Source organism: Streptomyces sp. NPDC046915, from assembly GCF_040644935.1.
GTDB lineage: Bacteria > Actinomycetota > Actinomycetes > Streptomycetales > Streptomycetaceae > Streptomyces.
Window position 1 is genome coordinate 186881 of sequence record NZ_JBEYXB010000015.1, and the last position, 13065, is coordinate 199945.

At 72.3% G+C, this 13065-nt stretch carries 16 protein-coding genes; 6 read left to right on the top strand and 10 right to left on the bottom strand.

The window, feature by feature from the left end; genetic code table 11:
* Positions 1–55 precede the first annotated feature (55 nt).
* Positions 56–691, top strand: coding sequence for a TIGR03085 family metal-binding protein (locus ABZ915_RS33330; RefSeq protein WP_361810959.1), 636 nt, complete (start codon positions 56–58; stop codon positions 689–691).
* Between the two features lie 10 nt (positions 692–701).
* On the top strand, positions 702–1100 hold the full coding sequence (locus tag ABZ915_RS33335; protein ID WP_361810961.1) for a VOC family protein: 399 nt from the start codon (positions 702–704) through the stop codon (positions 1098–1100).
* A gap of 3 nt (positions 1101–1103) precedes the next feature.
* Here the strand turns inward: ABZ915_RS33335 and ABZ915_RS33340 are convergent, their stop codons facing one another.
* From ABZ915_RS33340 to hisD, 10 genes are all read right to left on the bottom strand, one after another.
* Positions 1104–2366 (bottom strand): MFS transporter, encoded by a 1263-nt coding sequence (locus ABZ915_RS33340; RefSeq protein ID WP_361810963.1) that lies wholly within the window; start codon positions 2364–2366, stop codon positions 1104–1106.
* Positions 2367–2380: 14 nt separating this feature from the next.
* Positions 2381–2968, bottom strand: coding sequence for a helix-turn-helix domain-containing protein (locus ABZ915_RS33345; protein WP_361810965.1), 588 nt, complete (start codon positions 2966–2968; stop codon positions 2381–2383).
* Between the two features lie 73 nt (positions 2969–3041).
* Entirely contained in the window at positions 3042–3797 is a 756-nt protein-coding gene (gene hisF, locus ABZ915_RS33350; RefSeq protein ID WP_361810967.1) for an imidazole glycerol phosphate synthase subunit HisF, read from the bottom strand.
* Positions 3794–4192, bottom strand: coding sequence for a RidA family protein (locus tag ABZ915_RS33355; protein ID WP_361810969.1), 399 nt, complete (start codon positions 4190–4192; stop codon positions 3794–3796). The genes hisF and ABZ915_RS33355 overlap by 4 nt, the downstream gene beginning before the upstream one ends.
* Positions 4189–4914 carry a bifunctional 1-(5-phosphoribosyl)-5-((5-phosphoribosylamino)methylideneamino)imidazole-4-carboxamide isomerase/phosphoribosylanthranilate isomerase PriA gene (priA, locus tag ABZ915_RS33360; RefSeq protein ID WP_361810971.1) on the bottom strand — a complete coding sequence of 242 codons (726 nt, stop codon included), beginning with the start codon at positions 4912–4914 and terminating at the stop codon, positions 4189–4191. The genes ABZ915_RS33355 and priA overlap by 4 nt, the downstream gene beginning before the upstream one ends.
* 4 nt (positions 4915–4918) lie before the next feature.
* Complete coding sequence (gene hisH / locus ABZ915_RS33365) at positions 4919–5560, bottom strand: imidazole glycerol phosphate synthase subunit HisH (protein WP_361810973.1); 642 nt, start codon at positions 5558–5560, stop codon at positions 4919–4921.
* Positions 5560–5724, bottom strand: coding sequence for a hypothetical protein (locus tag ABZ915_RS33370; protein ID WP_361810975.1), 165 nt, complete (start codon positions 5722–5724; stop codon positions 5560–5562). Before ABZ915_RS33370 ends, hisH begins: the two co-directional genes overlap by 1 nt.
* A 3-nt stretch (positions 5725–5727) precedes the next feature.
* Positions 5728–6330, bottom strand: a complete 603-nt coding sequence (gene hisB / locus ABZ915_RS33375; RefSeq protein ID WP_361810977.1) for an imidazoleglycerol-phosphate dehydratase HisB — start codon at positions 6328–6330, stop codon at positions 5728–5730.
* Entirely contained in the window at positions 6327–7433 is a 1107-nt protein-coding gene (locus ABZ915_RS33380; protein ID WP_361810979.1) for a histidinol-phosphate transaminase, read from the bottom strand. Before ABZ915_RS33380 ends, hisB begins: the two co-directional genes overlap by 4 nt.
* The gene (hisD, locus tag ABZ915_RS33385) at positions 7430–8755 is read right to left on the bottom strand and encodes a histidinol dehydrogenase (protein WP_361810981.1); all 1326 of its coding nucleotides are present in this window, start codon (positions 8753–8755) and stop codon (positions 7430–7432) included. The genes ABZ915_RS33380 and hisD overlap by 4 nt, the downstream gene beginning before the upstream one ends.
* A 178-nt stretch (positions 8756–8933) precedes the next feature.
* Here hisD and ABZ915_RS33390 point away from each other — a divergent pair, with 178 nt between their 5' ends.
* The 4 genes from ABZ915_RS33390 (at position 8934) to ybaK (ending at position 12994) form a co-directional block, all read left to right on the top strand.
* Positions 8934–10511: an oxidoreductase gene (locus tag ABZ915_RS33390; protein WP_361810983.1), complete on the top strand. Its 1578-nt coding sequence runs from the start codon at positions 8934–8936 to the stop codon at positions 10509–10511.
* A 165-nt stretch (positions 10512–10676) separates the two neighbouring features.
* Positions 10677–11726, top strand: a complete 1050-nt coding sequence (locus tag ABZ915_RS33395) for a hypothetical protein (protein ID WP_361810985.1) — start codon at positions 10677–10679, stop codon at positions 11724–11726.
* Between the two features lie 9 nt (positions 11727–11735).
* Positions 11736–12476, top strand: a complete 741-nt coding sequence (locus ABZ915_RS33400) for an LON peptidase substrate-binding domain-containing protein (protein WP_361810986.1) — start codon at positions 11736–11738, stop codon at positions 12474–12476.
* Positions 12477–12490: 14 nt separating this feature from the next.
* The gene (gene ybaK / locus ABZ915_RS33405; RefSeq protein WP_361810988.1) at positions 12491–12994 is read left to right on the top strand and encodes a Cys-tRNA(Pro) deacylase; all 504 of its coding nucleotides are present in this window, start codon (positions 12491–12493) and stop codon (positions 12992–12994) included.
* The last annotated feature ends 71 nt before the right edge of the window (positions 12995–13065 follow it).

The following is a 13065-nucleotide window of genomic DNA, read 5'->3' on the forward strand; positions in this document are numbered from 1 at the left end:
CACGGCAGGGTGATGTCCAGTGTGCGGACCCGGTGGGCGGTCGTAGGCTGACGGTATGTCGACCTTCGCCAAGCGTGAACGGCTCCTGCTCGCCGACCTCTTGGAAACGACCGGTCCGGACGCGCCGACCCTGTGCGAGGGCTGGCGGACCCGGGACCTGGCCGCGCACGTCGTGGTGCGCGAGCGCCGTCCCGACGCGGCCGGCGGCACCCTGCTCAAGCCGCTCGCGCCGCGCCTGGAGAAGGTGATGGCGGAGTACGCCGCGAAGCCGTACGAGGAGCTGATCCAGCTGATCCGTACGGGCCCGCCGCGCTTCTCGCCCTTCCAGCTCAAGCAGATCGACGAGGCGGCCAACACCGTCGAGTTCTACGTGCACACGGAGGACGTCCGCCGCGCCCAGCCCGACTGGGGCGCGCGTGAGCTGGACCCGGTCTTCCAGGACGCGCTGTGGTCCCGTCTGGAGCGCACCGCGCGTCTGATGGGCCGGGGTGCGCCGACGGGTCTGGTGCTGCGCCGCCCGGACGGCCAGACGGCGGTCGCCCACCGCGGCACGCCGGTGGTGACGGTCACCGGCGAGCCGTCCGAGCTACTGCTGTTCGCCTTCGGCCGGCAGAGTGCGGCCAAGGTGGGCGTGGACGGCGACGAGGACGCGATCTCCAGGCTGCACGAGTCGAAGCAGCTCGGCATCTGAGGGGGCTCCCATGATCAAGGTCGCGATGACCGGTGTGTACGTCGACGACGTGCCGAAGGCCCACGCCTTCTACACGGACGTCCTCGGCTTCGAGACCCGCACCCACCTGGACCTGGGCGGCGGCACGCTGTTCATCACGGTGGGCGCCCCCGGCGGGGCCCAGCCGGATCTCCAGTTGCTGCTGGAGCCGGGCGGGGGCGACATCGCGGAGCCGTACCGCCGGGCGCTGTACGAGGCGGGGATCCCGGCCATCGTCTTCTCGGTGGACGACATCGCGGCGGAGTACGAGCGGCTGCGCGGGCTCGGGGTGCGCTTCACCCACGAGCCGCAGGAGCAGGGTCCGGTGATCGCCGCGGTGCTGGACGACACCGTGGGCAACCTGGTGCAGCTGGCTCAGCCGAAGGAATGAGCGTCAGCGGGGCAGTTCGGCACGGCGCAGGTCCGGTACGCACAGGGCGACGATCCCGCCGAGGCCGCACACCGCGGCGCTGACGGCGTACACCGGTCCGAGGCCCCAGGCGCCGATCGCGGCGGCGGAGAACGGCATGCTCAGCGGGGTCAGGCCGAGGCTGACCAGGCCGGAGACGGCGGTGACCCGGCCCAGGTAGGCGGGGTCGGACTGGGTCTGGAGCAGAGCGCCGCACATCATGCCGCTCAGGCCGGTGAGCAGCCCGACGGCCAGGGCGGCGGCGACGGCGCCGGCGAGGGTGGGGACGAAGGCGAGGGCGCCGACGGCGACGGAGCCCGCGGTGACGGCGCACCCGGCGACCAGCCCGGCCCGCGGCAGCCGGCCCCGGACGGTCAGCAGCAGCGAGGCGGCACCCGCGCCGACGCCGAACCCGGCGAGCACCCAGCCCATTCCGGAGGCACCCCAGCCGCGCCGGTCGGCCAGCAGGGTCAGGCCGACGTTGAGCGGGCCGACGAAGCCGAGGTCGCCGAGGGCGATGGTGATCATCAGCGGGGCGAGGACGCGGTGGCCGCGGATGTAGCGCAGGCCGCCCACGAGGTCGCTCCAGGCGGTGCCCCGGGCGGCATCGGTGCCGACGGTGTCGTCGCCGGGGAGCTCCCGTACCCGCACGGTGATCAGCAGCGGCAACGACACGGCGATCAGCAGCCCGGCGAGCCCGAACGCGGCCGCCGCGCCGCCGACCGCCACGCCGAGGCCGCCGAGCGGGGCGCCGACGACGCTCGCGAAGCGGATCGCGAGGCCGCGCATGCCGTGCACCCGGCCGAGCTGGTCCTTGCCGGTGATCCGCGCGGGCAGGGCGCCCACGGCGGGTACGAACACGGCGTCGACGGTGCCGAAGACCAGGGCCAGCAGGGCCAGCGGCCACAGGCCGGGGCTGGTGAGGAACAGCAGGGCGGCCACCGCGAGGACGGCGGCGCAGCGCACCGCGTCACTGCCGATGACCACCCTGCGCGGCCCCAGCCGGTCTGCGATCACGCCACCGCCCAGCATCAGCACGGCCCTCGGCAGCGCGCTGACCGACATCACGATCCCGGCCTGCGAGGGGCTTCCGGCCTGCACGGCGGCCCAGGACAGGGCGAGGTAGTAGACGCTGTCGCCGACCATCGAGGAGGTGTACGCCCCGAGCCAGCGCAGGACGTTGGGGTCGCGGTGGGCGGGGCGGTCCGGGACGTGCTCCTCGACGGGTATCGCGGTCGCGGTGGTCACGGTGGTGGCCTCTCTCAGACGCGGAAGGGGAAGCCGTACATGTAGAGGGCGACGTGTTCGCGCCCCTCGGTCTCGCCCGCGGCCTCGGCGGCCTGGCCCTGCTCGTCGTACTTGCGCAGGAGCGACAGCAACTCCTGCTTGAACGAGGTGAGTTCCGCCGGCGTCAGCCGCATCAGGGACTCGTTGTCCATGGACGCGGCGTTCCACTCGGGGTTCCAGGTGGGGCGTTCGTCCAGGTAGCGGCGGTAGCGGTCGGCACGCTGGTCGTGGAAGAGGCGGGTGGCCGCCAGGTGGGCCGCGGCCTTCGCCGGCTCGCCCCGGAAGTCCTCGTCGCGGATGCTCACCCCGTCCGACGCGGGCTGCCACCAGCGCTCCCGCGCGTCCCCGGTCTGCGGTTCCGCCTCCTCGATCAGCCCGTGCTCGGCGAGCTTGCGCAGGTGGTAGCTGACCAGGGAGACGGCCTCGTCCACATGCTCGGCGAGCTGCGAGGCCGTCGCGACCCGCTCGACGCACAGCAGCCGGTACAGGTCGGCCCGCAGCGGGTGCGCCAGGGCCTTCAGCGTGCCGACGTCGGTGATCCGCCGGTTCTCTTTGCTCGCCATACCCTCAGGCTAGATACGAAAGAAAAGTTGCGCAACAGATTTTGCGCAACTTCCCTTTCATATCTGGGATGTGTCACCTGACCGGGTGACCACCCTCCCGCAGCGCCTGCTTCACCTCGCCGATCCGCAGGTCGCCGAAGTGGAAGACGGAGGCCGCGAGCACGGCGTCCGCGCCGGCGGCGACGGCCGGGCCGAAGTCCGCGAGCTTGCCCGCGCCGCCCGAGGCGATGACGGGGACCGTGACGTGCTTGCGTACGGCGGTGATCATCTCCAGGTCGTAGCCGTCCTTGGTGCCGTCCGCGTCCATCGAGTTCAGCAGGATCTCCCCCGCGCCGAGCTCGGCGGCCCGGTGCGCCCACTCGACGGCGTCGATGCCGGTGCCCTTGCGGCCACCGTGGGTGGTCACCTCGAAGGAGCCCGAATCCGTACGGCGCGCGTCCACCGACAGCACCAGCACCTGCCGGCCGAAGCGCTCGGCGATCTCGCGGATCAGGTCCGGGCGGGCGATCGCCGCGGTGTTCACGCCCACCTTGTCGGCGCCCGCCCGCAGCAGCCTGTCCACGTCCTCGGCCGTACGGACGCCGCCGCCGACGGTCAGCGGGATGAACACCTGCTCGGCGGTGCGGCGCACCACGTCGTACGTCGTCTCGCGGTTGCCCGACGAGGCGGTGATGTCCAGGAACGTCAGTTCGTCGGCGCCCTCGGCGTCGTACACCTTGGCCATCTCGACCGGGTCGCCCGCGTCACGCAGGTTCTGGAAGTTGACGCCCTTGACGACCCGGCCGTTGTCCACGTCCAGGCAGGGGATGACTCGGACGGCCAGCGTCATGCTCCGGACACTCCTCGGAAGGCCTCCACCTCCACCTCGACGACCAGACTGGGGTCGACGAAGCCGGAGACGATGATCATGGATGCGGCGGGCCGGACGGAGTCGAACAGCTCCTTGTGAGCGCGTCCGACGTCGTCCACGTCCCGGGCGTGGGTGATGTACATGCGCGTACGCACCACATCGTCGCGGCCGAGGCCCAACTGCCCCAGCGCGGCGAGCGCGACGTTGAAGGCGTTGACCGTCTGCTCGTACGGTCCGCCTCCGGCGATCTCACCGTCCACTATCGATGTGCAACCGGAGACCAGCACCAGGCCGTTGGGCAGCTCCACCGCTCGGGAGTAGCCGAAGCTCTCCTCCCAGGGCGCGCCGGTCGTCACACGTCGTACGTCGCTCACTGGGCTACCGCCTCCAGGGCCTCTTCAAGGGTGAACGCCTTCGCGTACAGCGCCTTCCCGACGATGGCGCCCTCGACACCGAGGGGTACCAGGCCGGCGATGGCCCGCAGGTCGTCGAGCGACGACACGCCACCGGAGGCCACGACCGGGCGATCGGTCGCGGCGCACACGTTCTTCAGCAGTTCCAGGTTGGGGCCCTGAAGCGTGCCGTCCTTGGCGATGTCGGTGACGACGTACCGCGCGCAGCCCTCCTTGTTCAGCCGCTCCAGCGTCTCGTAGAGGTCGCCGCCGTCACGGGTCCAGCCGCGGCCCCGGAGCGTGGTGCCGCGTACGTCGAGACCGACCGCGATCTTGTCGCCGTGCTCGGCGATGACCTTGGCGACCCACTCGGGGGTCTCCAGCGCGGCGGTGCCGAGGTTCACCCGGGTGCAGCCGGTGGCGAGGGCGGCGGCCAGGGAGGCGTCGTCGCGGATGCCGCCGGAGAGCTCCACCTTGATGTCCATGGCCCGCGCGACCTCGGCGATCAGCTCCCGGTTGTCGCCGGTGCCGAACGCGGCGTCGAGGTCGACCAGGTGCAGCCACTCGGCGCCGGACCGCTGCCAGGCCAGGGCGGCCTCCAGGGGGGAGCCGTAGGAGGTCTCCGTGCCGGACTCGCCGTGCACGAGGCGGACGGCCTGGCCGTCGCGGACGTCGACGGCGGGGAGGAGTTCGAGCTTGGCCATGTCTCTACAGGGTTCCGATCCAGTTGGTGAGGAGCTGGGCTCCGGCGTCGCCGGACTTCTCGGGGTGGAACTGTGTGGCCCACAGGGCGCCGTTCTCGACCGCGGCCACGAAGGGCTTGCCGTGCGTCGCCCAGGTGACCTTGGGCGGGCGCAGCGCCGGGTTGTGGGTCTGAAGGCTCCAGTCGTGGACGGCGTACGAGTGCACGAAGTAGAAGCGCGCGTCCGCGTCCAGGCCCGCGAACAGCTCGGAACCGGCCGGGGCCTCGACGGTGTTCCAGCCCATGTGGGGCACGACGTCGGCCTGGAGCGGCTCGACCGAGCCCGGCCACTCGTCGAGGCCCTCGGTCTCGACGCCGTGCTCGATGCCGCGCGCGAACAGGATCTGCATGCCGACGCAGATGCCCATCACCGGCCGCCCGCCGGACAGCCGGCGGTCGACGACCCAGTCGCCGCGGGCCTCCCGCAGGCCCTTCATGCAGGCGGCGAAGGCACCGACGCCCGGCACGAGCAGGCCGTCGGCGTTCATCGCCTTGTCGAAGTCGCGGGTGATCTCGACCTCGGCCCCCGCGCGCGCGAGGGCACGCTCGGCGGAGCGAACGTTGCCGAAGCCGTAGTCGAAGACCACGACCTTCCTCGGCGCGCTCATCAGTTCCACACCTCCAGCCGCATGACGCCGGCGACCAGGCACATCGCCGCGGCGATCGAGAGCAGCACGATCAGGCTCTTCGGCATCTGCTGCTTGACGAACGAGTAGATGCCGCCGACCAGGAAGAGGCCGACGACGATCAGGACGGTGGACAGACCGTTCATGGGTTACAGCGCACCCTTCGTGGACGGAAGGATGCCCGCCGCGCGCGGGTCCCGCTCGCTCGCGTAGCGCAGCGCCCGCGCCAGCGCCTTGAACTGGCACTCCACGATGTGGTGCGCGTTGCGCCCGTAGGGCACGTGCACGTGCAGCGCGATCTGGGCCTGGGCGACGAAGGACTCCAGGATGTGCCGGGTCATCGTGGTGTCGTACTCGCCGATCATCGGCGCCATGTTCTCGGGCTCGGTGTGCACGAGGTAGGGGCGGCCGGAGAGGTCGACGGTGACCTGGGCGAGGGACTCGTCCAGCGGAACCGTGCAGTTGCCGAAGCGGTAGATGCCCACCTTGTCGCCGAGGGCCTGCTTGAAGGCGGCGCCCAGTGCGAGGGCGGTGTCCTCGATGGTGTGGTGGGAGTCGATGTGCAGGTCGCCGTCGGTCTTCACGGTCAGGTCGAACAGACCGTGCCGGCCGAGCTGGTCGAGCATGTGGTCGTAGAAGCCGACGCCGGTGGCGATGTCGGTCTTCCCGGTGCCGTCGAGGTCCATCTCGACGAGGACCGAGGTCTCCTTCGTCGTGCGCTCTATTCTTCCGACGCGCGCCTCGCGAGTCATGCGCTCTCCTTCTTCATCTCACGGACCGCGTCGAGGAACGCGTCGTTTTCGGCCGGGGTCCCGGCGGTGACCCGCAGCCACCCCGGTACGCCGTTGTCACGGACCAGGACCCCCCGGTCGAGGATCTCCTGCCAGGCGGTGTGGGCGTTCTCGAACCGCCCGAACTGCACGAAGTTCGCGTCGGACTCGGTGACCTCGTAGCCGATGGACCTCAGCTCGCTCACCAGCCGGTCCCGCTCGGACTTCAGCTGCTCGACGTACTTCAGCAGCGTGCCGGTGTGCTCCAGGGCGGCCAGGGCGGTCGCCTGGGTGATCGCCGACAGGTGGTACGGCAGCCGGACGAGCTGGACGGCGTCCACGACGGCCGGGTGCGCGGCGAGGTAGCCGAGGCGGAGACCGGCGGCGCCGAACGCCTTCGACATGGTCCGCGAGACGACGAGATTCGGCCGACCTTCGAGCAGCGGCAGCAGCGAGCTGCCGTGGCTGAACTCGATGTACGCCTCGTCCAGGACGACCATGGACGGCTTGGCCGCCTGCGCGGCCTCGTACAGCGCGAGGACCGTCTCGGTCGGTACCGCGTTGCCCGTGGGGTTGTTGGGGGTGGTGATGAAGACGACGTCGGGCCGGTGCTCGGCGATGGCCCGCTCGGCCGCCGGCAGGTCGACGGTGAAGTCGTCGTTGCGGGGGCCGGAGATCCAGCCGGTGCCCGTGCCGCGCGAGATGAGGCCGTGCATCGAGTACGACGGCTCGAAGCCGATCGCCGTACGGCCGGGCCCGCCGAAGGTCTGGAGCAGCTGCTGGATGACCTCGTTGGAGCCGTTGGCCGCCCAGACGTTGGCCAGGCCCACCTCGTAGCCGGACGTGTCGGTCAGGTACTTCGCGAGCTGGGTGCGCAGCTCGACCGCGTCCCGGTCCGGGTAGCGGTTGAGGTTCCGGGCGGCCTCGCGCACCCGCTCGGTGATCCGCTCGACCAGCGGCTCGGGCAGCGGGTAGGGGTTCTCGTTCGTGTTCAGCCGTACGGGGACGTCCAGCTGGGGCGCGCCGTAGGGGGACTTGCCGCGCAGCTCGTCCCGTACGGGAAGATCGTCGATTCGGATGTTCACTTGCTCGTCGGTACCTTCCAGCCGAACCTCGCCTTGACCGCCGCGCCGTGCGCGGGCAGGTCCTCCGCCTCCGCCAGCGTCACCACGTGGTGCGCGACCTCGGCCAGTGCCTCGCGCGTGTAGTCGACGATGTGGATGCCGCGCAGGAAGGACTGCACGGACAGACCGGAGGAGTGACAGGCGCAGCCGCCGGTGGGCAGGACGTGGTTGGATCCGGCCGCGTAGTCGCCCAGGGAGACCGGCGCCCAGGGGCCGATGAAGATCGCGCCCGCGTTCTTCACCCGGCCGGCGACGGCGACGGCGTCGGCCGTCTGGATCTCCAGGTGCTCGGCGCCGTACGCGTCGACCACCCTGAGTCCCTCGTCGAGGCCGTCGACCAGCACGATCGCGGACTGCCTGCCCTTGAGGGCCGGGACGATCCGGTCGTCGATGTGCTTGGTGGCGGCGACCTGCGGTTCGAGTTCCTTCTCCACCGCGGCGGCCAGTTCGGTGGAGTCGGTGACCAGCACGGCCGCCGCGAGCGGGTCGTGCTCGGCCTGGCTGATCAGGTCGGCGGCGACGTGCACCGGGTCGGCGGTGGAGTCCGCGAGGATCGCGATCTCGGTGGGGCCCGCCTCGGCGTCGATGCCGATCTTGCCGGTGAAGTAGCGCTTGGCGGCGGCCACCCAGATGTTGCCGGGGCCGGTGACCATGTTGGCGGGCGGACAGGACTCGGTGCCGTGCGCGAACATCGCGACGGCCGTGGCGCCGCCGGCCGCGTAGACCTCGTCGACGCCGAGCAGCGCGCAGGCGGCGAGGATCGTCGGGTGCGGCAGACCATCGAACTCGGCCTGGGCCGGGGAGGCGAGCGCGATCGACTCGACGCCGGCCTCCTGGGCGGGCACGACGTTCATGACCACGGACGACGGGTAGACCGACCGGCCGCCGGGCGCGTACAGCCCGACACGCTCGACCGGCACCCACTTTTCGGTCACCGTGCCGCCGGGCACGACCTGGGTCGTGTGGGACGTACGGCGCTGGGCGCGGTGCACGAGGCGGGCCCGGCGGATGGACTCCTCCAGCGCCGCGCGCACGGCCGGGTCGAGCTGTTCCAGCGCGTCGGCGAGCGCCCGGGCCGGGACCCGTACGGATTCCAGCCGGACCCCGTCGAACTTCTCGGCGAAGTCGATCAGCGCCGCGTCTCCCCGATGATGCACGGCTTCGCAGATCGGACGCACCTTCTCCAGGGCGGCCGATACGTCGAAGTCGGCTCGGGGCAGCAGGTCGCGCAGAGCGGGGCCCTCCGGAAGGGCGTCGCCGCGCAGATCGATTCGGGAGATCACAGCCCCAATTCTCTCAGACCGGCGTCGGCTGTCGTCCGCGCGTATCAATGGCTGATACAGAACGTGGCCGGAACCCGGAAGATCCCCTTCACCACTAGCGTTCGGGGCGTCACTCAGCGGGCATGAACGGCTGTACGAGCAGGTGAACCCACGAGTAGCTGAGGGGGAAGGAAGAGCAGTGACCGAGGGGGCCGGCCTCCGCGCCGGGGACCTGCCGGACGACCTGACCGCAGCCGAGGCCGGGATGTGGCAGGCCTTCCGCAACGGCAGCCCGTACGACCTGAGCAGCGGGGACGCCGTGGTGGACGACCCGCACGGCGGGCATCCCTGGGGGCCCGAGCGGACCGTACGGGCCCGCATCGTGTGCTGGCTGCTCCTGGACGGCCCGCCCGCGCTGGCCGGCCGCGTGTCGGCGCTGAAGCTGTCCGGCGTGCGGATCAGCGGAACCCTGGACCTGGCGGGCGGCACGGTGGTGCCGTACGTGGAACTCAAGGGCTGCCGCTTCGACCGGGAGGTCCTGCTGCCCGAGGCCCGCTTCACCACCCTGCGCCTGGTGGACTGCACGGTGCCGCGCCTGGAGGCCGCCCGCGTGCACACCGAGGGCGATCTGCATCTGCCGCGCTGCCGCTTCCACAACGGCGTCCGGCTCACCGACGCGCACATCGGCACCGATCTGCTGCTCAACCAGGCGGTCGTGTACCGGGACCGCACCGGCCGCTCGATCGCCGCCGACGGCATGACCGTCGGCCAGGACCTCCAGGCGGAGCTGCTGGAGTCGCACGGCGAGCTGAGCCTGCGCAGCGCCAAGGTCGGCGTGTCGCTGAGCCTGCGCGGCGCCAAGCTGGCCAACCCCTACTCCCGGCTGGCCCTGAACGCGCCCCAGCTGACCGTCGAACGCACCCTCTACATGACCCCGGCCGGCGTGGGCAGCCCGCTGCTCAGCGGCACCACTCCCGCGCGCGGGACGCGGGTCCAGCGCTTCGAGTGCCAGGGCGGGGTACGCCTCGATGACGGGCGGTTCGGCGACGCGGTCGACCTCGAGCGGGCCCGGTTCGGCTTCACCGAGGACCAGGAGCTGTCGCTGCGCCGGGTGCAGACGCCCGAGCTGCGTTTCCTCGGGGAGCGGCCGCAGCGCGGCAAGGTGGTGCTGTCGGGGGCGCGGGTGGCCAACCTCGTGGACCGCGCGGCCAGCTGGCCGGGGCCGGGCAGTCTGCACATGGGCGGCTTCACGTACGAGAGCCTGGTGCCGCAGGGCCCGTTCCCGCTGGCCGAGCGCCTGGACTGGGTGGCGGCGGCGACCGCCGAGTACAACCCCGAGCCGTACGAGCGCCTGGCCGCCGTGCTGCGCGGGGCCGGGGAGGACGAGGACGCGCGCGAGGTGCTGCTCGCCAAGCAGCGCCGCCGCCGCGAGACCCTGCCGCTGGCCGCCAAGCTCTGGGGGTACGCGCAGGACTGGACGGTCGCCTACGGGTACCGGCCCGGCCGGGCCGCGGTGTGGATGGCGGTGCTGTGGGCGGCGGGCACGCTCGCCTTCGCGCACGCCAGCCATCCGCCGATGAACTCCGGCGGCCACCCGGCCTGGAGCCCGGCGCTGTTCGCCCTGGACCTGCTGCTGCCGGTCATCGACCTGGGCCAGGTGGGCCAGTGGCAGCTGCGCGGCGGCTGGCAGTGGCTGGCGGCGGCGCTGGTCCTGCTGGGCTGGGTCCTGGCGACGACGGTGGCGGCGGGGGCGACGCGGCTGCTGCGGCGGAGCTGACCGGGACCGGGCGGAGCTGACCGGACCGTTTGACAGGCACCCGCTTGACAGGTACCCATCATAAGCTGAACAGTAATCATCTTTTGCCGGTCCTTGACCGGGTCGCGTACAACTTTCACCGGCCTTGCCGTAGGGGCTGGCGCGTCGTCGACCTGCGGTCTTTCAATGGTCGACACCATGGCTCTGCTGCCCCCGTTCGTCCGCCCCACCCGGATGAAAAGGACCCCCTCGCGTCCGGTCGGACCCCCGGCCGATGACGAGGTACTGCTCGACGCGCCCGACGACCGCCTCGGCCCCGCCCTCGTCGCGGCCGGGAGCGGCGATCACCGCGCCGCCGCCGAGCTGCTGGCCGCCACCCGAGCGGCCGCCGAGTGGGAGAACCGCGACCGGTACACGCGGCGCCTGGCCGGTTTCGCCCGCTCGCGCTCCGAGTGGTTCGAGGAGTGGCGCAAGGCCGCTCCCGACGACCCCGACGGGCTGCTGGTGGGGGCCCAGCTGGCGGTGGACCGAGCCTGGCCCTCGCCGGCCCGGACCGAGCTGCTGCGCGAGCTGAACCCGCTGATCACGGCCGCCGCCCGGGGCGACGCCCGCGACCCGGTGCCGTGGCGGCTCGCGCTGGACCACGCGCGCGGGTCCCTGGCCGGCCCCCGGTACTTCGAGGAGCTGTGGGAGGCGGCGGTCCGGCGCGCCCCGCACCACTACGGCTGCCATGTGGCCGCCCTGCGCTATCTGGCCGCCTCCTGGCACGGCTCGCACCGCGAGTGCTTCGACTTCGCCGACCTGGCCGCGCAGGACGCCCCGGCGGACTCGCTCGTCCAGGCGCTGCCCGCGCGGGCGGCCCTCGGCTACCTGACCGACGGCTGCGGGCCCGAGGTGCCGCGCGAGCGGCTGGAGGCGGCGGCCGACCGGGCGATCGCGCTGTCCGCCCGGTTCCCGGCGGCCGATCCCTGGCCCGCCGAGATCCGCAACAAGCTCACCTACGTGCTGATGCGGCTGGGCCGCCGGGAGGACGCCCGTGCCCAGCTCCGGCTGATCGGCCCGTACGCCACCTCCTTCCCGTGGGAGCGGGTCTCCGACGACCCGCTCGGCCACTTTCTGCGGCTGCGCGAGGAGCTCCGGACGGCGGCCCCCCGCAGCGGCCGGAGCGGGCTGGTCCCGGCCCCGCTGCGACCGCGGAGTGAGCACCGCGGACACGTCCCCGCCGGTGACCATTAGGGTGGCGCCGTGACCACCGTCCGTCTCCCCCTCTTCCCGCTGAACTCGGTTCTGTTCCCGGGCCTGGTGCTCCCCCTCAACGTCTTCGAGGAGCGCTACCGCGCCATGATGCGCGAGCTGCTGAAGACGCCCGAGGAAGAGCCGCGCCGGTTCGCCGTGGTGGCGATCCGCGACGGCCACGAAGTGGCGCCGAGCGCCCCGGGCATGCCGGACCCGACGGCCCTGCCCGAACGCGGACCCGCCGCGGGCTTCGGCGCCGACCCCACCCGGGCGTTCCACGCCGTGGGCTGCGTGGCGGACGCCGCGACCGTCCGGGAGCGGGCCGACGGCACCTTCGAGGTGCTGGCGACCGGGACCACCCGGGTACGGCTGCTGTCCGTGGACGCGTCGGGTCCGTTCCTGACCGCCGAGCTGGAGGAGCTGGCGGAGGACCCGGGCGACGAGGCGGGTGCGCTGGCCGAGGGCGTGCTGCGGGCGTTCCGCCAGTACCAGAAGCGGCTGGCGGGCGCGCGGGAGCGCTCGCTGTCCACCGGCGCGGACCTGCCGGACGAGCCCGCCGTCGTCTCCTACCTGGTGGCGGCGGCGATGATGCTCGACACCCCGACGAAGCAGCGTCTGCTCCAGGCCCCGGACACCGCGTCGCGGCTGCGCGACGAGCTGAAACTCCTTCGCGCGGAGACGGCGATCATCCGTAACCTGCCGTCACTGCCCGCCGCGGAGCTGACGCGCGGCCCGACGAACCTGAACTGAGGCCGGGACCCTCCATGGCGAAGAAGCCGAAGAAACAGCAGCAGCCGGGCGGCACCCCCGCGACGGTGGCCCTGACGGCGGCCGGCGTGGACTACACGGTCCACTCCTACGACCACGACCCGTCCCACCCGTCCTACGGCGAGGAGGCCGCCGAGGCGATGGGCGTCTCCCCCGAGCGCGTCTTCAAGACCCTGATCGCGGACGTCGACGGCACCCTGACGGTCGCCGTGGTCCCGGTGGCGGGCTCCCTCGACCTCAAGGCCCTCGCGGCGGCGGTCGGCGGCAAACGCGCGGCCATGGCGGACCCGGCCCACGCGGAACGCACCACGGGTTACGTACGCGGCGGCATCTCCCCCCTGGGCCAGCGCAAGAAGCTCCCCACGGTCCTGGACGACTCGGCGACCGCCCACCCCACGATCTGCGTCTCGGCCGGCCGCCGGGGCCTGGAGGTCGAACTCGCCCCGAGCGAGCTGACGAACCTCACGGAAGCCATCCTGGCCCCCATCGGCCGCGGCTGACCTGGCTCGGGGCGCGGGTCCTGATGATCAGCCCGTCCGGCGTTTGAGGACGAGGCCGTTCAGGCCGAAGG

Excerpts from the sequence above, each read along its gene's own strand:
- ABZ915_RS33330 (WP_361810959.1), top strand. The coding sequence starts at position 56 with ATGTCGACCTTCGCCAAGCGTGAACGGCTCCTGCTCGCCGACCTCTTG.
- ABZ915_RS33335 (WP_361810961.1), top strand. The coding sequence starts at position 702 with ATGATCAAGGTCGCGATGACCGGTGTGTACGTCGACGACGTGCCGAAG.
- ABZ915_RS33345 (WP_361810965.1), bottom strand. The coding sequence starts at position 2,968 with ATGGCGAGCAAAGAGAACCGGCGGATCACCGACGTCGGCACGCTGAAG.
- hisF (WP_361810967.1), bottom strand. The coding sequence starts at position 3,797 with ATGACGCTGGCCGTCCGAGTCATCCCCTGCCTGGACGTGGACAACGGC.
- priA (WP_361810971.1), bottom strand. The coding sequence starts at position 4,914 with ATGGCCAAGCTCGAACTCCTCCCCGCCGTCGACGTCCGCGACGGCCAG.
- hisH (WP_361810973.1), bottom strand. The coding sequence starts at position 5,560 with ATGAGCGCGCCGAGGAAGGTCGTGGTCTTCGACTACGGCTTCGGCAAC.
- ABZ915_RS33370 (WP_361810975.1), bottom strand. The coding sequence starts at position 5,724 with ATGAACGGTCTGTCCACCGTCCTGATCGTCGTCGGCCTCTTCCTGGTC.
- hisB (WP_361810977.1), bottom strand. The coding sequence starts at position 6,330 with ATGACTCGCGAGGCGCGCGTCGGAAGAATAGAGCGCACGACGAAGGAG.
- ABZ915_RS33395 (WP_361810985.1), top strand. The coding sequence starts at position 10,677 with ATGGTCGACACCATGGCTCTGCTGCCCCCGTTCGTCCGCCCCACCCGG.
- ybaK (WP_361810988.1), top strand. The coding sequence starts at position 12,491 with ATGGCGAAGAAGCCGAAGAAACAGCAGCAGCCGGGCGGCACCCCCGCG.